The organism is Stenotrophomonas sp. a6, assembly GCF_030913325.1.
GTDB classification, from domain to species: Bacteria; Pseudomonadota; Gammaproteobacteria; order Xanthomonadales; family Xanthomonadaceae; genus Stenotrophomonas; species Stenotrophomonas maltophilia.
The window spans coordinates 1,822,757-1,845,492 of the sequence record NZ_CP133161.1 but is presented as its reverse complement, the minus strand read 5'-3'; the positions used below and the strand labels follow the sequence as shown (position 1 = coordinate 1,845,492).

Annotated in this window: 19 protein-coding genes; 8 read left to right on the top strand and 11 right to left on the bottom strand. The window is 66.9% G+C overall.

The genetic code is table 11. The annotated features are described in order from the left end of the window. Positions 1–54: 54 nt before the first annotated feature. Positions 55–1,206 (bottom strand): MexH family multidrug efflux RND transporter periplasmic adaptor subunit, encoded by a 1,152-nt coding sequence (locus tag Q9Q79_RS08640; RefSeq protein WP_005413036.1) that lies wholly within the window; start codon positions 1,204–1,206, stop codon positions 55–57. 205 nt (positions 1,207–1,411) lie between these two features. On the opposite strand from Q9Q79_RS08640, the gene Q9Q79_RS08635 reads away from it, so the two are divergent. Next, complete coding sequence (locus tag Q9Q79_RS08635; RefSeq protein WP_005413034.1) at positions 1,412–1,801, top strand: c-type cytochrome; 390 nt, start codon at positions 1,412–1,414, stop codon at positions 1,799–1,801. 9 nt (positions 1,802–1,810) lie between these two features. Further along, positions 1,811–2,272, top strand: coding sequence for a cytochrome c (locus tag Q9Q79_RS08630; RefSeq protein ID WP_012479939.1), 462 nt, complete (start codon positions 1,811–1,813; stop codon positions 2,270–2,272). Between the two features lie 181 nt (positions 2,273–2,453). On the opposite strand, the gene Q9Q79_RS08625 is transcribed toward Q9Q79_RS08630, so the two are convergent. Together Q9Q79_RS08625 and Q9Q79_RS08620 are read right to left on the bottom strand one after the other, a co-directional pair. Continuing rightward, positions 2,454–4,337, bottom strand: coding sequence for an ATP-binding cassette domain-containing protein (locus tag Q9Q79_RS08625; RefSeq protein WP_087803551.1), 1,884 nt, complete (start codon positions 4,335–4,337; stop codon positions 2,454–2,456). 150 nt (positions 4,338–4,487) lie between these two features. Continuing rightward, positions 4,488–5,363 (bottom strand): LysR family transcriptional regulator, encoded by an 876-nt coding sequence (locus Q9Q79_RS08620; RefSeq protein WP_049452625.1) that lies wholly within the window; start codon positions 5,361–5,363, stop codon positions 4,488–4,490. A 102-nt stretch (positions 5,364–5,465) separates the two neighbouring features. On the opposite strand from Q9Q79_RS08620, the gene Q9Q79_RS08615 reads away from it, so the two are divergent. Next, positions 5,466–6,545 carry a YeiH family protein gene (locus Q9Q79_RS08615; protein WP_087803549.1) on the top strand — a complete coding sequence of 360 codons (1,080 nt, stop codon included), beginning with the start codon at positions 5,466–5,468 and terminating at the stop codon, positions 6,543–6,545. Positions 6,546–6,697: 152 nt separating this feature from the next. Beyond that, positions 6,698–8,074 (top strand): ATP-dependent RNA helicase DbpA, encoded by a 1,377-nt coding sequence (dbpA, locus tag Q9Q79_RS08610; protein ID WP_005409269.1) that lies wholly within the window; start codon positions 6,698–6,700, stop codon positions 8,072–8,074. A 174-nt stretch (positions 8,075–8,248) separates the two neighbouring features. Here dbpA and Q9Q79_RS08605 read toward each other — a convergent pair whose 3' ends face one another. The 4 genes from Q9Q79_RS08605 to Q9Q79_RS08590 all read right to left on the bottom strand — a co-directional run bounded on the left by Q9Q79_RS08605 (position 8,249) and on the right by Q9Q79_RS08590 (position 12,096). Further along, positions 8,249–8,785 (bottom strand): adenine phosphoribosyltransferase, encoded by a 537-nt coding sequence (locus Q9Q79_RS08605; RefSeq protein ID WP_087803547.1) that lies wholly within the window; start codon positions 8,783–8,785, stop codon positions 8,249–8,251. Between the two features lie 630 nt (positions 8,786–9,415). Next, positions 9,416–10,981, bottom strand: a complete 1,566-nt coding sequence (locus tag Q9Q79_RS08600; protein WP_201863890.1) for a protein adenylyltransferase SelO — start codon at positions 10,979–10,981, stop codon at positions 9,416–9,418. Positions 10,982–11,013: 32 nt separating this feature from the next. Further along, positions 11,014–11,703 (bottom strand): glutathione S-transferase, encoded by a 690-nt coding sequence (locus Q9Q79_RS08595; protein WP_005409266.1) that lies wholly within the window; start codon positions 11,701–11,703, stop codon positions 11,014–11,016. 183 nt (positions 11,704–11,886) lie between these two features. Beyond that, complete coding sequence (locus tag Q9Q79_RS08590) at positions 11,887–12,096, bottom strand: cold-shock protein (RefSeq protein WP_004153307.1); 210 nt, start codon at positions 12,094–12,096, stop codon at positions 11,887–11,889. A gap of 301 nt (positions 12,097–12,397) precedes the next feature. Between Q9Q79_RS08590 and Q9Q79_RS08585 the strand changes: the two genes are divergently transcribed. Then, positions 12,398–12,886, top strand: coding sequence for a YaiI/YqxD family protein (locus Q9Q79_RS08585; RefSeq protein ID WP_024958678.1), 489 nt, complete (start codon positions 12,398–12,400; stop codon positions 12,884–12,886). Positions 12,887–12,892: 6 nt separating this feature from the next. On the opposite strand, the gene Q9Q79_RS08580 is transcribed toward Q9Q79_RS08585, so the two are convergent. Further along, positions 12,893–13,771 (bottom strand): pseudouridine synthase, encoded by an 879-nt coding sequence (locus Q9Q79_RS08580; protein WP_201863891.1) that lies wholly within the window; start codon positions 13,769–13,771, stop codon positions 12,893–12,895. A 125-nt stretch (positions 13,772–13,896) separates the two neighbouring features. Here Q9Q79_RS08580 and Q9Q79_RS08575 point away from each other — a divergent pair, with 125 nt between their 5' ends. The 3 genes from Q9Q79_RS08575 to Q9Q79_RS08565 all read left to right on the top strand — a co-directional run bounded on the left by Q9Q79_RS08575 (position 13,897) and on the right by Q9Q79_RS08565 (position 17,787). Next, a complete protein-coding gene (locus tag Q9Q79_RS08575) occupies positions 13,897–14,445 on the top strand; it encodes a YaeQ family protein (RefSeq protein WP_005409263.1) in 549 nt (182 codons plus the stop codon). Continuing rightward, entirely contained in the window at positions 14,442–15,626 is a 1,185-nt protein-coding gene (locus Q9Q79_RS08570) for an NAD(P)/FAD-dependent oxidoreductase (protein WP_005409262.1), read from the top strand. Before Q9Q79_RS08575 ends, Q9Q79_RS08570 begins: the two co-directional genes overlap by 4 nt. A 91-nt stretch (positions 15,627–15,717) precedes the next feature. Then, positions 15,718–17,787, top strand: a complete 2,070-nt coding sequence (locus tag Q9Q79_RS08565; RefSeq protein WP_005413024.1) for an EAL domain-containing protein — start codon at positions 15,718–15,720, stop codon at positions 17,785–17,787. Between the two features lie 106 nt (positions 17,788–17,893). On the opposite strand, the gene fabV is transcribed toward Q9Q79_RS08565, so the two are convergent. The 3 genes from fabV to secD all read right to left on the bottom strand — a co-directional run bounded on the left by fabV (position 17,894) and on the right by secD (position 22,695). Further along, entirely contained in the window at positions 17,894–19,153 is a 1,260-nt protein-coding gene (gene fabV, locus Q9Q79_RS08560) for an enoyl-ACP reductase FabV (RefSeq protein WP_043035688.1), read from the bottom strand. A gap of 688 nt (positions 19,154–19,841) precedes the next feature. Next, positions 19,842–20,822 (bottom strand): protein translocase subunit SecF, encoded by a 981-nt coding sequence (secF, locus tag Q9Q79_RS08555; protein ID WP_005409259.1) that lies wholly within the window; start codon positions 20,820–20,822, stop codon positions 19,842–19,844. A 16-nt stretch (positions 20,823–20,838) separates the two neighbouring features. After that, entirely contained in the window at positions 20,839–22,695 is a 1,857-nt protein-coding gene (secD, locus tag Q9Q79_RS08550) for a protein translocase subunit SecD (protein ID WP_043035689.1), read from the bottom strand. Positions 22,696–22,736 lie beyond the last annotated feature (41 nt).

The following is a 22,736-nucleotide window of genomic DNA, read 5'->3' as shown; positions in this document are numbered from 1 at the left end:
CGGCGGCGGCGCCATCGCTCGCCGGCGAGGCACCGTGGTCGTGGCCCGGGGCGGTCATTGCTTGCTCCCGGCCTTGTCTGCCGGCTTGGCGGCCGCTGCGACCGTCTTCGCCTTTGCCTTCGGATCGGCGATCACCTGCACCGCGGTACCGTCGCGCAGCGCGACCTTGCCGGCGGTGACCACCTGATCACCGGCCGCCAGTCCATCACGGATCTCCACCCACGGGCCCTCGGCGTAACCCAGCTTGACCGGAACGCGTGCGACCTTGCCTTCGCGCACCCGGAACACCGCCGGCTCACCGTCGTCGAGCAGCGCCAGGCGCGGCACCACGAGCGCATCGGCACGCTGGTCATAATCGATGCGGATGCGCCCGAACATGCCGGGCTGCAGCGCGTGCGCGGCGCCATCGAAGGCGCTGACCACGCGAAACGTGCCGCTGCCCGAATCCACCACCGGCGCGATGCGATCGACGGTGCCGGTGAAGCTCTGGCCCGGCAGCGCATCGGCGGCCAACGTCACCGGCTGGCCGGCACGCAGCGTGGCCAGCTCGCGTTCGGGCACGTTGAGGGTGGCTTCCAGGCGCGAGTTGTCGACGATGCGGAAGATCGGCGTGTTGATCTGCACGAAGTTGCCGGTCTTGATCGAGCGCGATGCGATCACGCCGGAAATCGGCGCCACGACGGTGGTGTAGGACAGCTCCAGCGTCGCCAGACGGTACTGCGCACGGACGTTTTCCAGATCAAAGCGCAGCTGGTCGACATCGGCAGCACTGACCATCTGCTGGCCAACCAGTTTCTGTGCACGCTGGTAGTTGTTTTCCAGCTTGCGCATCTGCGCTTCGCTCTGGGCTACGGCCAAGCGTGCGCGGTCCGGGTCCAGGCGCACCAGCGGCTGGCCGGCGGTGACCCGCTGGCCTTCCTCGACCAGCACCGCCAGCGCCACACCGGAGGTCTTGGCCACCACCTGCGACTCGGCGCGTGGTTCCAGCGCGGCGGTGCCTGTGTAACTGGCCGCGACCGCGCGATGGCTGGCCACGGCCACTTCGACCGGGACCGCATCGACCTTCTTCTCCTCCTTGGTCTCGGCGGCCTTGGCTTCGGAATTGGGCCCTGCGGCGCAACCGCCCAGCAACAGGGAGGTGGAGATCAGCAGTGCGGCAGCGCAGATTCCGCTGCGACGGCCGGACGGGAAGGTTGGGTGCGACATCGTCAGGTCCCTGGAGGATGCGTGGACAGGTGTGGTAGCAAAGTAATGCACCACTTCACGGCAACACCATATCCCAAAGGTCATGGTGTCTTCACGCCGCTGGTCGGCCCGACCCCATTTCAGCTAGATGAAACCTGAGGCTATACTCGGGGCGTTCCGTACCCCACGCCGGAACGACCAGACCCGAATCCCCGGAAACGACACCATGCGCCCGCAGCCGCTCGCCGCTTGTCTCGCTCTGGCCGTCCTCCTGCCCCTTGGGGCCGCCGCACAGCCCGCTCCTGCTCCTGCCACACCCGCTCCGGCCCCGGCTCCTGCCGCCGCGCCGGCGCCTGCCGCGCCCACCGGCAACTTCGACAATGGCCGCGTGCTGGCCTACACCTGCCAGGGGTGCCACGGCATCACCGGCTACAAGAACGCCTACCCCAGCTACCGGGTGCCGAAGATCGGCGGCCAGACCCAGCAGTACCTGGCCCAGGCCCTGACCGAGTACCGCCAGGGCAAGCGCCGGCATCCGACGATGCAGGCGCAGTCGATGAGTTTCAGCGAACAGGAGATCGCCGATCTCTCTGTTTACCTGTCCACCGTCAAGTAAGGCCCGCCCATGTCGAAAGCCGCGCATCCGCTGCGTCACGCCATCGCCCTGTCCGTTGCCCTGCTGCTGGCGGCCTGTTCACAGTCGCAGGTGGAAAACAGCGAGACATCCGCCGCCGACCCGGGCCATGCCAGTGGCGAACACGGCTCTTCTTCTTCGGCTGGCCTGCCTGCAGGTCGCGAGGCCGCCGGTGAAGCCCGCGCCAAGGTGAAGGGCAAGGCCACCAACCAGAGCTGCATCGACTGCCACGGGGCCGATGGCAATGCGCCGATCGATCCGACCTATCCGAAGCTGGGTGGGCAGTACGGTGACTACCTGGCGCATGCGCTGCAGGCCTACCGCGCCGGTGACCGCCAGCACATGTTGATGACGCCACAGGCGAAGGACCTGAGTGATCAGGACATCGCCGATCTGGCGGCGTATTTCGGCAGCCGGCCGAGCCAGCTGCGGGATCTGCACGGGGTCAAATGACCGCAGGCCCCGGTGGGTGCGGATCGTTGATTGGTAGGTGCGGACCGTTGGTCCGTACGGAGGTGTAACCGGCTTCGGTGGGTGCGGACCTTGGTCCGCACTGATGCCACCATCCACGCATGGCGTGGATCTACTGATTCCCGACTCGATCAATCGGCGCACTGCTGGCGCCGACCGATACTCAGCCTTCCAGCTCTTCCCAGCGCGCGTAAGCGGCATCCAGCTCGGCCTGCACCTTCGCCAGCTGCTGGGTGTGCGCGGTCACTTCGGCGCTGCTGCGGGTGTAGAACGACGGGTCGTTCATCGCCGAGGTCAGGCCTTCGACATCGCCTTCCAGCTTCTCGATGGTCTTCGGCAGCTGCTCCAGTTCGCGCGCTTCCTTGTAGGCCAGCTTGCGCTTGGGTGCGGCCGGAGCTGCGGTAGCCGGGGTGGCCGGCGCAGCGGCCGCCGGCTTGGCGGCAGGGGCCGCGGCAGGCGCTGCGATGCTGGCCGCATAACGCTGCCAGTCGCTGTAGCCCCCTACGTACTCGCCGATCACGCCGTCGCCTTCCATCACCAGCGTGGAGGTCACCACGTTGTCGATGAAGTCACGGTCGTGGCTGACCAGCAGCAGCGTACCGGTGTACTCGCCCAGCAGCTCTTCCAGCAGCTCCAGGGTTTCCACGTCCAGGTCGTTGGTCGGTTCGTCCATCACCAGCAGGTTGGACGGCTGCGCGAACAGCTTGGCCAGCAGCAGGCGGTTGCGCTCGCCACCGGACAGGCGGGTAATCGGCGCACGCGCGCGTTCCGGGGTGAACATGAAGTCCTGCAGATAGGCATGCACGTGCTTGCGCTTGCCGTTGAACTCGAGGAAATCGCGGCCTTCGGCGACGTTCTCGATCGCGCTCCAGTCTTCGCGCAGCACCGCGCGGTACTGGTCGAAATACGCGATCTGCAGGTTGGTGCCGGCGTTGACTTCGCCCTTGGCCGGCTGCAGTTCGCCCAGCAGCAGCTTGAGCAGCGTGGTCTTGCCGCTGCCGTTGGGACCGATCAGACCGATGCGGTCGCCGCGCATGATGGTGGTGGTGAAATCGCGGACCATGGTGCGCTCGCCGAAGGCGAACGAAATGTCCTTGACATCGATGACCTTCTTGCCGGAACTGACGCCCTGTGCGGCTTCCATCTTGACGTTGCCGCTGAGGTCGCGACGCTGCGAACGCTCCACGCGCATCGCCTTCAGGCGGCGCACGCGGCCTTCGTCGCGGGTGCGACGGGCCTTGATGCCCTGCCGGATCCAGACTTCTTCCTGCGCCAGCAGCTTGTCGAAGCGGGCGTTTTCCTGCGCCTGCGCATTGAGGCGTTCCTCGCGGCGGCGCTCGTAGTTGGCCCAGTCGCCTGGCCAGCTGGTGACCTGGCCGCGGTCGATCTCGACGATGCGGGTGGCCAGGGCACGCAGGAAGCGACGGTCATGGGTGACGAACACCACGCTGCCGCTCCAGCCCTTCAGGAACGCTTCGAGCCAGTCGATGGCTTCGATGTCCAGGTGGTTGGTCGGTTCGTCCAGCAGCAGCACGTCCGGGCTGGACACCAGCGCGCGGGCGAGCAGCACGCGGCGCTTCATGCCGCCGGACAGGCGGCCGAACTCGGCCTCGCCATCCAGGTCGAGCTTGGTCAGGGTTTCGCTGACGCGCTGGTCCAGGCCCCAGCCGTTGGCGGCATCGATCTTGGCCTGCACGTTGCCGAGGGCTTCGCCATCGAAGACTTCGGCATGGCTGAGGTGGTGGAATTCGGCCAGCCACTGGCCCAGCTCGCCAAGGCCGTCGGCGACGACCTCGAACACCGAGCCGGCCGCGCCGTGCGGCACTTCCTGCTCCAGGCGGGTGACGCGCACGCCCTGCTGCACGCGGACTTCGCCGTCATCGGGCTTGTGGTCGCCGGACAGCAGCTTGAGCAGGGTGGATTTGCCGGCGCCGTTGCGGCCGATCAGGGCGATGCGTTCGCCCGGCTCGATCGACAGTTCGGCCTTTTCCAGCAACAACGGGCCGCCGACGCTGAAGTCGACGTTCTGCAGAGTAATCAGAGGCATCCGGATATTGTACGGGTTGGGGGCGTCGGCCGGGTTGCACCCGCCACCCGCAGTAGTGCCGGCCGCTGGCCGGCAACTTCAACGGCAACGTGAAAAGCTGGTTTCCTGTGGGATGGCGGGATGGTTGGAATCGACTGGGGATCTGATGGCTTATTCCACGTCCCCCAGCAGCGCCTGCAACCCCGGCAGCCACTGCTTGCCGGGATGCCGTACCAGCCACAGCGTGCGCTGCAGGGCCGGCAGCGGGGTTTCGAGCACGCGCAGCCGGCCCAGGGCCAATGGCTCTTCCAGCGCGTGACGCGAAAGACAGGCCAGGCCGAGGCCGGCGATGGCGGCCTGCTTGATTGCTTCGGTATTGCCCAGCTGCAGGGTCTGGGCGAAGCCACGCAGGTGCGGCAGCAGCGCCTGTTCGACAGCTTCGCGGGTGCCGGAGCCCGGCTCGCGCAGCAGCCAGCGTGCGCCGCGAAGTTCATCCAGCGTCCAGCGGGCGGGGGCATCGGCGGCAGCCACGATCACCAGCGGGTCCTGCTGCCAGGCAGTCACCTGCAGGCCGCGTTCGTGGCACGGGCCTTCGATCAAACCGGCGTCCACGTCCAGGCGCTGCACAGCAGCGACCACGCCGGCACTGTTGTCGATGCGCAGGTCGACCTCGGCCTGCGGCGCCTGCCGCAGCAGTTCGGCGATGCGTGGCGGCAACAGGTAATTGCCGATGGTGGTACTGGCGGCCAGCACCAGCCGCAGCGGTGCCCCCTGCGATGGGTCGCCGCCGGCGGCCAGCTGACGCTCCAGGTCGGCGGCGTTGACCAGCAAGGTGCGCGCCGGCTCCAGCAGTGCGCGGCCATGCCCGTTCAGCGCCAGGCGGCGGCCGATGCGGTCGAACAGCGGGGTGCCGAAGTGCGCCTCCAGCTCCTGCAGCGCGGCGCTGCTGGCCGACTGCGAGAGCGCAATGGCCTGGCCGGCAGCGGTGGTGCTGCCATGGTCGGCGATGGCGACGAAAACCTGCAGCTGGCGCAAGGTCAGGCGCATGGCACTTACCTTCTTAATGGGTAGGTTTCACCCATATTATTCGTTTTACAGGTCAGCGACAGACGCGCACGCTTGCCCCATCACTCCAGCCCTGCCCCTGCCATGAATGCCCCTGCCCTCTCACCCTGGTCCCTGCCCGCCCTGCGCCAACGCTGGCAGCCGCGTCTGCCCGGCCTCGTGCTGGTAGGCCTGATCGCGGCGGCGTCGCTGTATCTGGCCGAGCTTCCGTGGCTCCAGGCGCACGGCTTGAGCGCGCTGACCGTGGCGATCGTCGCCGGCATCGTGGTCGGCAACACCTTCTACCCGCGGCTGGCACCGGGCAGCGCGGCCGGTGTCGGCTTTTCCAAGCACTGGCTGCTGCGCGCCGGCATCGTGCTGTACGGGTTGCGCCTGACCTTCCAGGACATCGGCCATGTCGGCGTCACTGGCGTGCTGATGGACGTGCTGGTGGTTGCCAGTACCTTCGGCCTGGCCTGCTGGCTGGGCGTTCGCGTGTTCAAGATGGAGCGCGAGGCAGCCATGCTGATCGGCGCTGGCAGCGCGATCTGCGGTGCGGCAGCGGTGATGGCCGCCGAGCCGGTGGTGCGTGGCCGCGCTGTGCATGTCACCGTCGCGGTCTCGACGGTGGTGGTGTTCGGCACGCTGGCGATGTTCCTGTACCCGGCGCTGTATGCACTGGTGCAGTCGCACGGCTGGCTGGCAATGGACGCGCGGCAGTACGGCCTGTTCACCGGTGCGACGGTGCACGAAGTGGCACAGGTGGTGGCGGCCGGCCGTGCGGTCAACGAAGCGGCAGCTGACACGGCGGTGATCACCAAGATGGTGCGGGTGATGCTGCTGGCGCCGTTCCTGATCGCGCTGTCACTGTGGCTGGCCCGTGGCGGCAAGGCCAGCGCAGATGGCAGCAAGGCGCGCATCGTGGTGCCGTGGTTCGCGTTCGGTTTCGTGGCCGTGGCCGGTTTCAACTCGCTGCATCTGCTGCCGGCCGGCCTGCAGGCCGGGCTGGTGCAGCTGGACACGGTGCTGTTGGCGATGGCGATGGCGGCGCTGGGCCTGACCACCCACGTCTCGGCGCTGCGCCAGGCAGGCCTGAAGCCGCTGCTGCTGGCGCTGATCCTGTTCGCCTGGCTGCTGTTCGGCGGCCTGGCAATCCACCAGGGTGCGCTGGCGGTGCTGGGCTGATCAGGAGCGTGCCGACCAGGGTCGGCACCTGCCAGTAGATTCACGCCGTGCGTGGATGACGACTCCGACGAGGTCAGAGCCCTTTCCTGCGGAAAGGGATCCGTCCCCACCCCATTGGGCGGGACCGGCCTTGCGGGCAGGTACAATGCGCCATGACTGACTTCTCGACCCTGCCGCTGAGCCCGGCCCTGCAGCCCGGCCTGGATGCCCTCGGCTATACCACCCTCACCCCCGTGCAGGCGCAGAGCCTGCCGGCCATCCTGGATGGCCGCGATGTAATCGCACAGGCACCCACCGGCAGCGGCAAGACCGCCGCCTTCGGCCTGGGCCTGCTGCAGTCCATCGACCCCAGCCTGATCCGCGTGCAGGCGCTGGTGCTGTGCCCGACCCGCGAACTGGCCGACCAGGTCGGCAAGCAGATCCGCAAGCTGGCCACCGGCATCCCGAACCTGAAGCTGTTGCTGCTGGTCGGCGGCGTGCCGCTGGGCCCGCAGCTGGCCTCGCTGGAAGGCCATGACCCGCACGTGGTGGTCGGCACGCCCGGCCGCGTGCAGGAGCTGGCACGCAAGCGCGCGCTGAATCTTGGCGCGGTGCGCACGCTGGTGCTGGACGAGGCCGACCGCATGCTCGACATGGGCTTCGAGGAGCCGATCCGCGAGATCGCCGGCCGCACCCACAAGGACCGCCAGAGCCTGCTGTTCTCGGCCACCTTCCCCGACAGCATCCGCGCCATGGCGCGTGACCTGCTGCGCGATGCGGTGGAAGTGACCGTGGAAGGCGCCGACCAGGCACCGGCCATCCGCCACCTGTTCTGCGAGGTGGAACCGGCGCATCGCCAGAAGGCGCTGGCCGGCCTGCTGCTGAAGTACACGCCGGAATCGGCGGTGGTGTTCTGCAACACCCGCAAAGACGTGGACGAAGTAGCCAACTCTCTGCAGCAGTTCGGCTTCTCCGCGCTTGCCCTGCATGGCGACATGGAACAGCGCGACCGCGAGGAAGTGCTGTTGCTGCTGGCCAACCGCAGCTGCAACGTGCTGGTGGCCAGCGACGTGGCCGCACGTGGCCTGGACGTGGAAGATCTGGCGGCAGTGATCAATTACGAGCTTCCGACCGACGTGGAAAGCTACCAGCACCGCGTCGGCCGTACCGGCCGTGCCGGTGCCAGTGGCCTGGCGATCAGCCTGGTGGCCGGCCGCGAGAAGACCCGCGCCGAAGCCATCGAAGCGCAGATGGGGCAGCCGCTGGACTGGCAGAAGACGCCGCTGGCAACCTCGCGCCCGGCCGAACTGCCGCAGGCCGCGATGCGCACGCTGCGGATCGACGGTGGCAAGACCGACAAGCTGCGCCCAGGCGACATCCTCGGTGCGCTGACCGGTGATGCCGGCCTGTCGAGCAAGTTCATCGGCAAGATCGCGATCTTCCCGACCCGCTCCTACGTGGCGATCGCGCGCGAGCAGGCCAACAAGGCCGTGGCGAAACTGGAAGCCGGCAAGATCAAGGGCCGTCGTTTCCGCGTGCGGATGATGTGATTGAAGCAGCGTTGCCAACCACGGTTGGCAATGATCTGACCTGGTAGTGGCCAACCTTGGTTGGCCCATCCGTGGCGTCAATCGCGAAAAGCGCTGCCAACCAAGGTTGGCAACTACCGGTTCCCGGCCATTCGCTCTGGTAGATGCCAACCTTGGTTGGCACCTGCCCTTCGATCAGAACACCAGTTCGGTGTGCAGCGGCAGATCCGATTCCCAGCGGGCGCGACCACCCAGGCCGTCCAGTTCGACCAGTACGCCGGCACCGACCACGTCAACGCCCAGGCGGCGCACCAGCGACAGCGCAGCGACCAGCGTGCCGCCGGTGGCCAGCACGTCGTCGATGATCGCCACGCGGGCCCCGGCCGGCAGGGCGTCGGCGTGCACTTCGATGCAGTCACTGCGGTATTCCAGCGTGTATTCCTCGCGCAGCACCTGTCCCGGCAGCTTGCCCGGCTTGCGCACCGGCACGAAGCCCACGCCCAGTTCCAGCGCCATCGCGGCGCCGAGGATGAAGCCACGCGATTCGATACCGATCACCGCGTCCAGCTTCTGGTCGCGCCAACGGTCGGCCATCGCGGTGATGGCACCGCGGAAGTCCTCGCCATGGGCGAGCAGCGGCATGATGTCCTTGAACAGGATGCCGGGCTTGGGGAAGTCGGCGATGTCGCGCAGGCGGGAGGCCCACTGCGGAGCGACGATGGCGTCGGTCATGTCACGTTGGCTATCTGATGGCGGCATAGGGTACCTGTTCCGAGCGCCGCCTGCCTGTTGGGGGTGTTCGGCCGGGCTGCGCCCGGCGCCTGCGGTAGTGCCGGCCGCTGGCCGGCAACCTCAACCTCAACGGCAACAGCAAGGGCAACAGCGGGTTTTCTGTGGGATGGCGGGGTGGGTCCGGTTGCGGGGGTCGCTGCAAGTACGTCCATGTAAGCTCGGTCGCCGCATCCATGCGGCTCACGCCCCCGCAACCGGACCCACCCCGCCTTCGACAGTTTCCTGCGATCTGTGGCAGATCCACGCCATGCGTGGATGAATCTCTATCGAAATCGAATATTTCGAGAATTGAACGAAAAGCATCCACGCACGGCGTGGATCCACCGTGTCGACCAAGGTCGACACCTACCAACAGCCGCGGGAATCTGTCGGAGGTGGGGCGGTGTGGGAGTGCAGGACCGTTGGCGCCATGGATGGCGCCATCGAGCCCCCAGGGACGGGTTTACGGCGTGTCCTGCAGTCCCACACCGCCCCGCCAGACCATCAGCAATCCAGAGCCGCTTTGGCATTGGCCGTTGCTTGCGCGGTGGCCTCTGCAGGTGCAGGGCGCAGCCCTGCCGAAACCCACCCTCAGGAACTGCAGGACAGCATCGAGCAACCAGCGCGATTGTCAGCCCACGCCGGGCGCTTGCCGGCGAAGTGTTCCAGGCCGGCACGCTCGGTGTATGGATCGCGCAGTACGTCCTGCAACGCATGAACACCGCCAAGGTCACCCTGCTCCGCACGGTCGATGGCCTCCTGCGCCAGCCAGTTGCGCAGCACGTACAGCGGATTGACTGCGGCCATCTTCTCCGTGCGCTCAAAGGCCGACAGCGGATCGGCCTGCAACCGCGCCGCGTAGTCCTGCAGCCACTGCTGCAACGGCGCCTGCACCGCCTGCTGGCGCGCCTCGTCGTAGTACACCGCGTCCAGCAGCGCCGCATCCGGTGCCGCCGGATCGATCCGCATCAGTGCGCGCCAAGCCAGGGTCATGTCCATGGCACCGTCCTGCATCAGCTGCTGCCAGCGCTGGTAGAGCCCCAGGTCGTCATCGTCGGCGGCAGCCAGGCCCAGCTTGGCTGCGGCATCGCGTCGGGTGCAGGCCACGAAGGTGGACTGGTAGGCCGCCAGACCGGCCTGCAGCTGCGCCACATCGGCAAACAACGGCGACAGCGCCTGCGCCAACCGGCTCAGGTTCCAGTACGCCACCTGCGGCTGGGTACCGAAACGATAACGGCGGCCCTGCGCGTCGGTGGTGTTCGGCGTCCAGTCCGGGTCGAAGTCCTCGACCCAGCCGTAAGGACCGTAATCGAGCGTGAGGCCGAGCACGGACAGGTTGTCGGTGTTCATCACGCCATGCACGAAACCGACGCGCATCCAGTGCGCGATCATCTCGGCAGTGCGCACCGCGATCTGCGCGAACCAGTCGCCGTACAGCGCCTCACCCTGCCCTTCGAGCTCCGGAAAGTCGCGGGCGATGCACGCGTCGACCAGCTGCCGCAACAAGGCAGTTTCGCCGCGTGACGCTGGCAGTTCGAATGAACCAAAGCGCAGGAACGAGGGCGATACCCGGCACACGATGGCGCCGGGCTCGGCACGCGGGTGGCCGTCGTAGAACATGTCGCGTACCACGTCTTCGCCGGTGCCGACCAGCGACAGCGCGCGCGTGGTCGGTACGCTCAGGTGATGCATCGCTTCGCTGCACAGGAATTCACGGATGGATGAGCGCAGCACTGCGCGGCCATCAGCACCCCGCGAATACGGCGTGGGACCGGCACCCTTCAGCTGCAGTTCCCAATGACGGCCATCCGGTGCGACCAGTTCGCCCAGCGAGATCGCGCGGCCGTCGCCGAGCTGGCCCGCCCAGTGGCCGAACTGATGGCCACCGTAATTGGCCGCCCACGGCTGCATGCCGGCGTACAGCGCATTGCCGCCGAACACCCGCGCGAAGCCTTCGCTTTCGACTTCAGCGGTATCGAAGCCGAGCATCGCGGCGACGTCCGGCGCCCAAGCCAGCAGCGTAGGCGCCGTCACTGGAGTCGGCATCACCGGCGACCAGGCCGCGCCCAGCACTTCGCGGCGGCGCGGGCCGGATTCGGGGTCGCCCGGCAGGGTGTGCAGCAGGCGGTTGTCGAAACGGGGGCTGTCGGTATCCATGGTGCTGAAGATGGGGACGACCGCCGCCCGCCTCAATTGCCGCTGAGCGCCTGCAGATGACCGCCGTGGGCCTCGGCACGCTGGTAGGCCGGGCGCTCGCCGATACGCTTGAGGAAGCCACGCAGCGCCGGCTTGTCGTCGAGGCCACCGCCGCGCGCGGCGGCCGCCTGGATCGGGAAGCTCATCTGGATGTCGGCCGCACTGAAGCGTTCGCCGGCGAACCATGGGCTTTCAGACAGGCGGCGCTCCATCCAGTCCAGGTGCAGGCGCCGCTGTGGGCCGATGAAGCCACGCTCGGCCTTGTCGGCGATGCTGCGCGCAATCGGGCGGGCGAAGAACGGCATCGGCGCGTTGCGGATGCGGCCCATCACCAGGGTCAGCAGCAGCGGCGGCATCGCCGAGCCTTCGGCGTAGTGCAGCCAGTAGCGGTAGGCGATGCGCTCGGCGCCATCGGCCGGCATCGGTGACGGCGACAGCTGGCGTTGGGTGTCGTAGCGGTCCGCGAGGTAGTCGAGGATCGCGCCGGACTCGGCCAGTACCAGCTCGCCATCCTGCAGCACCGGCGACTTGCCCAGCGGATGCACGTTGCGCAGTTCGGGCGGTGCCAGCAGCGTCTTCGGATCCCGGGGATAACGGCGCAGTTCGTAGTCCAGCCCCAGCTCCTCCAGCATCCACAGCACACGCAGGGAACGGGAGTTTTCCAGGTGGTGGACGATGCGCATGGGGATGATCCTTGGGGAGGCCTGCATCGTACCGCGCCAGCTGCATGCCCTTTGTAGAGTCGAGCGTGCTCGACTGCTTTCCAGAGACAGTCGAGCAATCTCGACTCTACAAAGCAGCAGGCAATAAAAAACGCCGGAAGCTTTCGCTTCCGGCGTTCTGGCTACCAAACGGTAGCAGACGGATTAGACCGCCTGCACCTGGTCAGCCTGCATACCCTTCTGGCCCTGGACGGCGATGAAGGTAACCTTCTGGCCTTCCTGCAGGGTCTTGAAGCCGGTGCCCTGGATGGCACGGAAGTGCACAAACAGGTCCGGGCCGCTTTCCGGGGTGATGAAGCCGAAGCCCTTGGCGTCGTTGAACCACTTGACGGTGCCGGTCTGACGATCAGACATTTGACTAACTCCTGAAACACATGTTGAAAAAATCGCAGCCACCGGGTATCGGGGCCGAGACTGAGTTGCAGGCGTTGGTAAAGCGGATCGATGAGCGGATCGTGAGATCAACTGCACCAGGCCACGATTCACGGTGACCCTAGCAAACACAGTGGGACGAACGATACGCGTGTTTTCTGCAAAAAGCGATAGCCCGGACGTTCATCGGCTGGCCCCGCCCGCTAGACGTGACAAGGGCTGGCAGCCGATCGAGGCTAACCCCGAGTCCCCATTCAGGATTTTCCTACCCTACACTGGGTAAATGACTGAAGCTGAAACCCAAGCTGAACCCGCCCTCCCCCGCATCTGGGTGGACGCGGACGCCTGCCCCACCGTCATTCGCGACATCCTGTTCCGTGCCGCTGAACGCGTTGGCATCGAGCTGACCCTGGTCGCCAACCAGTGGATCCGGACCCCGCCCTCACGCTGGCTGCGTTCGATCCAAGTGCCCCAGGGCCTGGACGTGGCCGACAGCGCCATCGTCGAACGGGTCGCTGCCGGAGACCTGGTCGTCACCCAGGACATCCCGCTGGCCGCGCTGGTGCTGGAGAAGAAGGCCGTGGCGCTGAACCCGCGCGGCCAGCTGTACACGCCGAACAACATGGCCGAGCGGCTGTCGATGCGCAATTTCATGGAAGAACTGCGCGGCGCCGGGGTCCAGACCGGCGGCCCGCCGCCGCTGGGCCAGCGCGACCGGCAGCTGTTCGCCGCCGAGCTGGACCGATGGCTGGCGCGGCGCCCGGCCCGCTGACCCGCGCTAGCCGCCCTGCTCCATTCGGCACAGGCGGCGCTGGCTGCTGAACCGCCGCGGTTCCCCGGTCAGCGGATCATCGAAGGCCAGCACCTGTGCCAGCAGCTGCAGTGCAGGCTCGGCGCTGCCCTCCGGCCGCGACTGCAGCTGCGGGTAAAGGTCGTCGCCCTCGATCGGTGCGCCCAGCGCGGCCATATGCACGCGCAGCTGGTGCTTGCGACCGGTTTCCGGCTTCAGCCGGTAGCGCCAGATCGGCCCTTCGGCCTCGATCGGCTCGATCAGGCTGCGCGCATTGGGCTCGCCCGGCACTTCGGCCATGCGGAAGAACGGCTCCCCCGGCACCAGACGGCTGTCCCGCTGCAACGGAAACGCCAGCCCGGGCAGCGCCGGTGCCAGCGCCTCATAGGTCTTCTCGATGCGCCGCTCGCGGAACAGCCGCTGATAGGCATCGCGCGTGGCCGCCTGGGTCGAGAACAGCACCAGGCCGGCGGTCAGCCGGTCCAGGCGGTGCAACGGCGCCAGTTCGGTGTTGCCGGTGCGTGCGACCAGGCGCGACAGCAGGGTTTCACGCACATACCCACCGGCCGGCGTTACCGGCAGGAAGTGCGGCTTGTCGGCCACCAGCAGGTGCGCATCCAGATGCAGGATGGTCTCGGCGAAGGGAATCACCGGCTCGTCGGCAACCTCGCGGAAGTACTGGATCTCAAGCCCCACCTGCCAGGGCATGTCTTGCGCCAGTGCCCTGCCCTGCGCGTCCTGCACACGGCCCCGGGCGAAGCGGTCCTGCCATTGCGCGCGACCGATGCGCGGGAAACGCGCGCACAGGCCATCGAGCAGGCTGGGCCAGTGGCCGGGGGGCAGCTGCAGGTGGCTGGGCAGGGTCATGGCGTCCATTCCGGCCACGGGAAAGAGCGCCAAGAGTGCCACCGTTGACGCTGCGCAGACAGCCCGGCAACGGACACCCTTGGAGCAAACCTCTATCATTGACGTCTTTAGTCCACGGATCCCCCATGGCTCTTACCGCCACCATCCGCAAGGCCGAACTGCAGATCAGCGACATGGATCGCGGCTACTACGCGACCCACAACCTGACCTTGGCCCAGCACCCGTCCGAGACCGACGAACGATTGATGGTGCGCCTGCTCGCCTTCGCGCTGAACGCCGGCGACCGCCTGGAATTCGGCCGCGGCCTGAGTACCGACGATGAGCCGGACCTGTGGGAACACGACTACACAGGCGACATCCTGCAATGGATCGACCTGGGCCATCCCGACGAATCCCGCATCCGCAAGGCCAGCAACCGCAGTCGACAGGTGCAGGTGGTCAATTACGGCGGCAACGCCTCGGAAATCTGGTGGGGCAAGCAGGGCAAGGGCCTGGCGCGCTTCGACAACCTGTCGGTGGTTGACCTCGATGGTGCCTTCGTCGAACTGTGGGGCCAGCAGATCCAGCGCGCGATGCGCTGGAGCGTGCTGATCCAGGACGGTGAAGTGCAGCTGCTCAACGATCAGATGCAGCTCGACGTGGTCCCGAACTGGCGCAAGCGCGCCAAGGCATGAGCACGATCCGTTGCGACGTGGTGGTCATCGGCGCCGGCGCGGCCGGGCTGATGACCGCGATCACGGCTGGCCAGCGCGGCCGCCAGGTGCAGGTGATCGACCATGCCAACAAGGTCGGCAAGAAGATCCTGATGTCCGGCGGTGGCCGCTGCAACTTCACCAACACCGGCACCACCCCGGCCAACTTCCTGTCGGCCAACCCGCACTTCTGCAAATCGGCGCTGGCGCGCTACACGCCCTGGCACTTCATCGAGCTGGTCAGCAAGCACGGCATCGCCTATCACGAAAAGGAGCTGGGCCAGCTGTTCTGCGACATCTCGTCCAAGCAGATCGTGAAGATGCTGGTGGACGAATGCCAGGCGGCCGGTGCCCAGATCCGCACCGAATGCAGCGTGCAGCGCATCGAGCACGGCAGCGACGGGTTCCGCGTGCACACCACGCAGGGCCTGTTCCACTGCGCCTCGCTGGTGGTTGCCACCGGCGGCCTGTCGATTCCGAGCATGGGCGCCACCGGCTTTGGCTACGAGATTGCCCGCCAGTTCGGCCATCAGGTGCTGCCGACCCGCGCCGGGCTGGTGCCGCTGACGCTCAGCGGCAAGCACCAGGAACGGCTGGCTGATCTGAGTGGTGTCGCCCTGCCGATCGAGGCGCGCTGCAACGGCAAGAGCTTCCAGAACTTCATGCTGCTGACCCATCGCGGCGTGAGCGGCCCGGCGATCCTGCAGATCTCCTCGTTCTGGCAACCCGGCGATGCGCTGGAGCTGGACCTGCTGCCCGGCCAGGATGCCGGCGAGTGGCTGCGCCAGATGAAGCGCGAGCGCCCGGCCGCCGAGCTGCGCACGGTGCTGGCCGAGGTACTGCCGAAGCGGCTGGCGCAGCGCCTGTGCGAGCACTGGCTGCCCGACCGGCCTGTGCGCCAGCTGGACGAGCCGGTGCTGCGCCAGGCCGCGCAGCTGCTGGGCGCGTTCCCGCTGGTGGCCAGCGGCACCGAGGGCTATCGCACCGCCGAAGTCACCCTGGGCGGCGTGGATACCGCTGAGGTGTCGTCCTCGACAATGGAATCCAAGCGCGTACCCGGCCTGCATTTCGTCGGCGAGGTGCTGGATGTGACCGGCTGGCTGGGCGGCTACAACTTCCAGTGGGCCTGGGCCAGCGGCCACGCGGCCGGTGGCGTGGTGTGAACCAGATCGCCGTTCGATGCGTGCAAGGGGCGCGCGCATGGACGGTTCGCCGCGCATCGTGTATCTAGATTCGCAGATTGGGGAGCAGTGCATGCAGAACGCGAACGACATCACCATCCGCCTGCTGATCGTCGATGACAGCGGCGAGAATGCCGAAGCCATCGTCAGCACGCTGCGCAACAGCGGCATCGCGGTGCGCCCTTGGCGTCCGCAGGATGCGGCCGAGCTGTCCCAGGTGCTGTCCAGCCAGGCCATCGACCTGGTGCTGGCGTCCCCCTCGCAAGGCATCCCGCTGCCGCTGGTGGCCCAGCACATCGCCGCCAGCGGCAAGGACATTCCGCTGGTGCTGCTGGCCGATCGCATCGACGAGGACGAGCTGGTGCAGGCCAGCAGCCACGGCATCCGTGCCCTCGCCCTGCGCCAGCGCTCCGAGCATCTGTTGGCCGTGGTCCGCGACCAATGGGTGGACCTGCAGGCCCGTCGCGGCCTGCGCCGCATCGAAGCGCAGATGCGCGAGACCGAGCGCCGCTGCGATGCGCTGATCGCCTCTTCGCGCGATCCCATCGCCTACGTGCACGAAGGCATGCACATCCGTGCCAACGATGCCTACCTGGAAATGTTCGGCTACGAGCAGTTCGACGACATCGAAGGCATTTCGCTGCTGGACATGGTCGCCGCGCAGCATGTGGAAGGCTTCAAGCAGCTGCTGAAGGGCCTGAGCCGTGGCGAGGCGCCGCCGCCGCAGTACCAGCTCGATGCCCGCCACGAGGATGGCAGTACGTTCGCGGCAACCATGGAATTCACCGCTGCCACCTACGAAGGCGAATCCTGCCTGCAGGTGGTGCTTCGCCGCCGCATGGAGTTCGATCCGGAGCTGGCCCGCGAGGTCGAGGACCTGCGCCAGCGCGATCAGGTCACGGGCCTGCTCAACCGCCCGACCTTCATGCTGCAGCTGGAAAGCGCAGTGGCACAGGCCGGGCGCAGCGAAGGCCAGTTCGGCCTGCTGCTGATCGAGCCGGACCACTACGCGCGCCTGCTGCCGGACATCGGCCTGGCCTCGGCCGACGCGCTGATCGGCGCCCTTGCCGGCCTGCTGGCCGAGGTCGTTGGCGAGGACGCGCAGCTGGCCCGCTTCGGCGAACACAATTTCGCCGTGCTGCAGGCCGGGCCCTACGCGCAGACCGTGGCACTGGCCGAGCGCATCCGCGAAGCGTATGCAGCGCATGTGTTCAGCATCGGCGCGCGCTCGGCTACGGTGACGGTCAGCATCGGTGGCGTGCAGGTGGGCGAGAAGATCGCCAGCATCGGCCAGGTGCTCGCACGCGCCAGCGAGTGCACGCATGCCGCCGCCGAACTGGGCAATACCTGCCGCATCTTCGACCCGGCTGCGGCCGACCGCGTCGAGGAAGAACGCGTGCTGCGCTGGGTCACCCGTATCCGTGAAGCACTGGCCGGCGACGGCTTCCAGCTGCACTACCAGCCGGTGCTGAACCTGCAGGGCGAGCCGCTGGAGCTGTACGAGGCCTACCTGCGCCTGGAGCACAACGGCGAACTGCTGAGCCCGACCGCGTTCCTGGGCATCGCCGAGGAGTACGGCCTGCTGGCGGAGATCAACCGCTGGGTGGTTTCGCAGGCCATCGCCGTACTGGGTCAGCGCGCACGCCAGGGCCACGCCACCCAGGTACTGGTGAAGGTGACGCCGGAATCGTTCGACGACCCAGAGATGATCGCCACCCTGCGGCGCGAGCTGCAGGCGCAGGGCGTGCCCGGCGAACGGCTGTGGCTGCATGCGCCGGAAGCGAAGGTGTTCACCCACCTGCGCAGTGCGCAGCAGTTCCTTGCCGAAGTGGCGCCACTGGGCTGCCGCATCGGGCTGGAGCAGTTCGGTTCGGGATTGGACTCGTTCCAGCTGCTCGCCCACTTCCAGCCGCAGTTCCTCAAGCTGGACCGCGGTTTCACCAGCGATCTGGCGGCCACCCGCGAGAACATCGACCGCATCAGCCAGATCACCGCACGTGCGCAGGAGGCCGGCATCCGCACCATCGCCGAGTTCGTCAGCGACGCCAATTCGATGACCCTGCTGTTCAGTGCCGGCGTGGATTACGTGCAGGGCGACTTCGTCGGCCCGGCGCTGCCGGAGATGGGGTTCGAGTTCGGGTGACCGCGGTAGTGCCGGCCGCTGGCCGGCGTCCTTGGTCCCCAGGGTTGCCGGCCAGCGGCCGGCCCCACCAAAAGAGAAGGCCGGCTTTCGCCGGCCTTTTCATTGATCAGGTCATGTCGACCAGATTGTCGATCTTCACGTCCGGATTGACGTCGGCCTCGTAGTCGACACCCTCCACGCCAAAACCGAACAGGCGCAGGAAGTCGGCCTTGTAGCCGGCCAGGTCGCTGATCTCGTACAGGTTCTCATTGGTGACCTGCGGCCACAGCGCGACCACCTTGCCCTGCACGTCTGCCGCCATTTCCTTGTAGTCGGCACGCAGGCGGCCTTCCTCGTCGACCAGCGCGACGGTATGGCCATCGCCATCGACCAGATCGTGGCGCAGGCGATCGATCGCCACGCCGTCGGCCTTGCCGCCGTAGAGGATGTCGTACAGCACGTCCAGCTGCTCAATGCAGCCTTCGTGGGTGCCCTTTTCCTTCATCACCTTGAACAGGAGCGACAGGTAGAGCGGCATGGTCGGAATGGCCGAGCTGGCCTGGGTGACCACGGCCTTCAGCACCGACACGCGCGCGTCGCCGCCGATTTTCGCCAGCTTCTCGCGCAGGCCCAGCACCTTGGTGTCCAGGTCCTTCTTGGCGGCGCCGATCGAGCCGTTCCAGTAAATCGCCTGGGTGATCTCTTCGCCCACGTAGGTGAAGGCCGTGGTGGTGCAGCCGTTGGCCAGCACGCCGGCGTCGGCCAGCGCGTCGATCCACATCTGCCAGTCTTCGCCACCCATCACCGCGACGGTGCCAGCGATCTCTTCCGGGGTAGCCGGCTGCAGGGTGGTTTCCGTGATTACTTCCTTGTCGGTATCCAGGCCGCGCAGGGTGATCGGCTCGCCGATCGGCTTCAGCGTGGAGCTGATGACTTCACCGGTCTTGGGGTGCTTGCGACGCGGCGCCGCCAGGCTGTAGACGACCTGATCGACCTGGCCGAGATCGTCCTTGATCATTTCGATGGTCTTCGCCTTCACTTCATCGGAGAAGGCATCGCCGTTGATGCTCTTGGCGTACAGGCCGGCTTCGTCGGCGTACTTGTGGAACGCGGCCGAGTTGTACCAGCCCGCGGTGCCCGGCTTGGATTCGGTACCCGGGCGCTCGAAGAAGATGCCCAGAGTCGCAGCGCCGCTGCCGAAGGCAGCGGTGATGCGCGCAGCCAGGCCGTAGCCGGTGGAGGCGCCGATCACCAGCACGCGCTTGGGGCCGTTCTGGATCGGCGGACGCGCGCGGATGTAGTCGATCTGCTGCTTGACCGCGGCTTCGCAGCCGGTCGGGTGGGTGGTGACGCAGATGAAGCCGCGGACGCGCGGTTTGATGACCATGGATACCTCGGGTTGGCAGATGCGGCGCGCGGGGCGCTCAGCAGGAATACGGGTGCGCGCCTGCGCGCGCGAACCGCAGGATCGTAGTGCGCGGGGGCCGAATGCACAACCGACGCTGGCGTAGGGTGGTGTTTCTTTTGCAGGGTTGCACCCTGCACCCGCAGAGGCCTGAGCAACGGCCAGAGCCAGAGCAACGTCAAAAGCTGGGTTCCTGGGGGTGGGCGGGGTGGGTCCGGTTGAGGGGGACGCTGCAAGTACGTCCATGTAAGCTCGGTCGCCGCATCCATGCGGCTCACGCCCCCTCAACCGGACCCACCCCGCCTTCGACAGACTTCCGCGATCTGTTGGAACGGCGTGCGGCCTTGGTAGGTGTCGACCTTGGTCGACACGGTTGAATTCATTCGATATCTGACAGATGTGTCGACCAAGGTCGACACCTACCGACAGCCGCAGGAATCTGTCAAAGGTGGGGCGGTGTCGGAGTGCGGGGTGTCAGCCGCATGGATGCGGCTGCCAAGCCTACAGGGACGTACTTGCGGCGCCCCCGCACTCCGACACCGCCCCACCAATCCACGGAATGCCCGCTGTTGCTGTTGCTGTTGCCTCTGCAGGTGCAGGGCTGCAAGCCCTGCCAACAAAAAACCCCGCTTGCGCGGGGTTCTCTGTGCATTGCGTGCAGCGCGAACGCTTACGGGCGACGGGCCAGGGCCTCGACGTCCTTCGCCTTCGGCAGCAGGTCCTGCTTGCTGACGCGCAGGAAACCGATCGTCAGCATCGGCACCGCCACCAGGATCGAGGACAGCACCACGATCACCGCACCGATCATGTGCGTCTCGGCCAGGCCTTCCATCGAGCTGCCGCCGTACATGTACAGCGCCAGCGCCGACAGGAAGAACATCACCGCGGTGATCACCGTACGCGACAGCGTCTGGTTGATCGAACGGTTCAGCACTTCCATCGAGTCCACGCGCAGGCTGCGGAAGTTCTCGCGGACGCGGTCGAAGACCACGATGATGTCGTTGATCGCAAAGCCCATCACCGACAGCAGGCCGGCCAGCACGGTCAGGTCGAACTCACGACCCAGCAGGGACACGTAAGCGACCGTCACGATCAGGTCGAACATCGCCACGATGCTGGCGGTGACCGCGAACTTCCACTCGAAGCGCACCGCGATGTAGATCAGGAAGCCGGCCAGCATGAAGATGGTCGCGTACAGGCCATTCATCGCCAGGTCCTTGCCGATCTGCGGGCCGACGAACTCGTTGCGCAGCACGGTGGCCTGGTTGTCGGCAGAAGACAGCGCCTTCACTACTGCGGCAGCAGTGGCCTTGTCCTCGGCGGCGGCGTCACCGGTACCCGGCGCATGCTCACCGTGCGGGGCCAGGCGGATCAGCAGGTCGGTGTTGCCACCGACGCTCTGGACCTGGGCGCCTTCGAAGCCACTCTGCTCGAGCTTGTTGCGGACCTGCTCGACGTCCACCGGCTTGTCGAAGCGGGCTTCGATCAGGGTGCCACCGGTGAAGTCCAGGGCATAGTTGAAGCCCTTGATGCCGATGATGGCGACCGAGGCCAGGAACACCACGATGGTGACTGCCATGGCGACATGGCGCCAGCGCATGAAGTCGATCTTGGTGTCGTTCGGGAGGATGTGCAGCGGAAACAGTTTCATTGTGCGTGTCGTCCCGTCAGATGGCCACGTTCTGGAGCTTCTTGCGACGGCCGTAGATCAGCGTCGCCAGCGCACGCGACACGGTGATCGCGGTGAACATGGAGGCGAAAATACCGATGATCATGGTCAGTGCGAAGCCCTTCAGCGGACCGGTACCGAATGCGAACAGCGCCACACCGACGATCAGGCCGGTCAGGTTGGCGTCGAGGATGGTGCCCGAGGCACGCTCGTAACCGGTCACGATCGCGGTCTTGCCCGGCACGCCGGCACGCAGCTCTTCACGGATACGCTCGTTGATCAGCACGTTGGCGTCCACCGACAGGCCGACCGACAACGCCAGGCCGGCGAAGCCCGGCAGGGTCATGGTCGCGCCAAACAGCGACATCACCGCCACCACGATCAGCAGGTTGAACAGCATCGCGATCGAGGTGATCACACCGAACATGCGGTAGTAGACGCTGAAGAACACCAGGGTGAACAGGAACGCGAACACCACTGCGCGCATGCCGTTCTTGACGTTCTCGGCGCCGAGGCTCGGGCCGACCACACGCTCTTCGACGAAGTCCATCGGCGCGGCCAGCGAGCCGGACTTCAGCAGCTTGGCCAGGTCGTCGGCTTCCTTCTTCTGCAGGCCGGTGGTCTGGAAGTTCTTGCCGAACACGCCGTTGATGTTGGCCACCGAGATCACTTCCTCGTTGACCTTGAAGCCACGCACTTCCTGGCCGTCAACCAGGGTCACGGTCGGCACGCGTTCGGTATACACCACCGCCATCGGCTTGTTCACGTTGGCGCTGGTGAAGTCGAACATGCGCTGGCCGCCGACGTTGTTCAGCGTCACGCTGACCGCCGGGGCACCGCTGGTGGAGTCGGTCACCGCCTGCGCGCCGACCATCTGGTCGCCGGTGACGATCACGCGCTTGTTCAGCAGGATCGGACCGCCGCCGTCACGACGCTGATAGACCTTCGCTTCCGGCGGAATGCGGCCGGAGTCGATGGCGTCCTGGGCATTGCCCTCGACCACCGCGCGGTATTCCAGGGTGGCGGTGGCGCCGATCATGCGCTTGGCTTCGGCAGTGTCCTGCACGCCGGGCAGCTGCACGACCACGCGGTCGGCACCCTGGCGCTGGATGATCGGCTCGGCCACGCCGAGCTGGTTCACGCGGTTGCGCAGGGTGTTGATGTTCTGCTCGATGGCGCCATTGGCGATCTGCGCGATCTCGGTCTCCGGCACGGTCACCGTGATTCGGTTGCCGCTGACGTCGTAGCCGAGCGTCGGCTGCGCCTTCACCAGCGCCGCACGGGCACGCTGTGCGGCGTCATCACCGGCGGACGGGCTCAGGTTGGCCACGATGCTGTTGTCCGCGCGACGCTCCACCGACTGGTACGCGATGCGCGCGTCACGCAGGGTGCTGCGCACGTCTTCGGTGTAGGCGTCCAGGCGCTTGTCGAGGGCGGCCTTCTGGTCGACCTGCAGCACGAAGTGCACACCACCCTGCAGGTCCAGGCCCAGCACCATCGGGCGACCGCCGAGGTTGGCCAGCCAGTCCGGCACGGTCGAGGCCAGGTTCAGGGCCACGGTGTACTTTTCGCCGACGGTGTCGCGCAGGGCGTCGCTGGCAGCGGACTGCGCCTTCAGGTCCGGCAGGCGGACAATCAGGCTTTCCCCTTCCTTCTCGACACCGACGGGGGTGACTCCGGCCGTCTTCAGGTCGGCCAGCACACGGTCGCGCAGCGCATCGTCGATCTGCCCGCCACGGTTGGCGGTGATCTGGAGGGCCGGGTCCTTCTGGTAGATGTTGGGCAGCGCGTACAGCGCGCTGAGCGCCAGTACGATCAGGATGACGACGTACTTCCAGCGTGGAAATTCGAGCATTGCTTGGGTCCCGCGCGGCGCCATCCCCGGCGCCGCGGTTG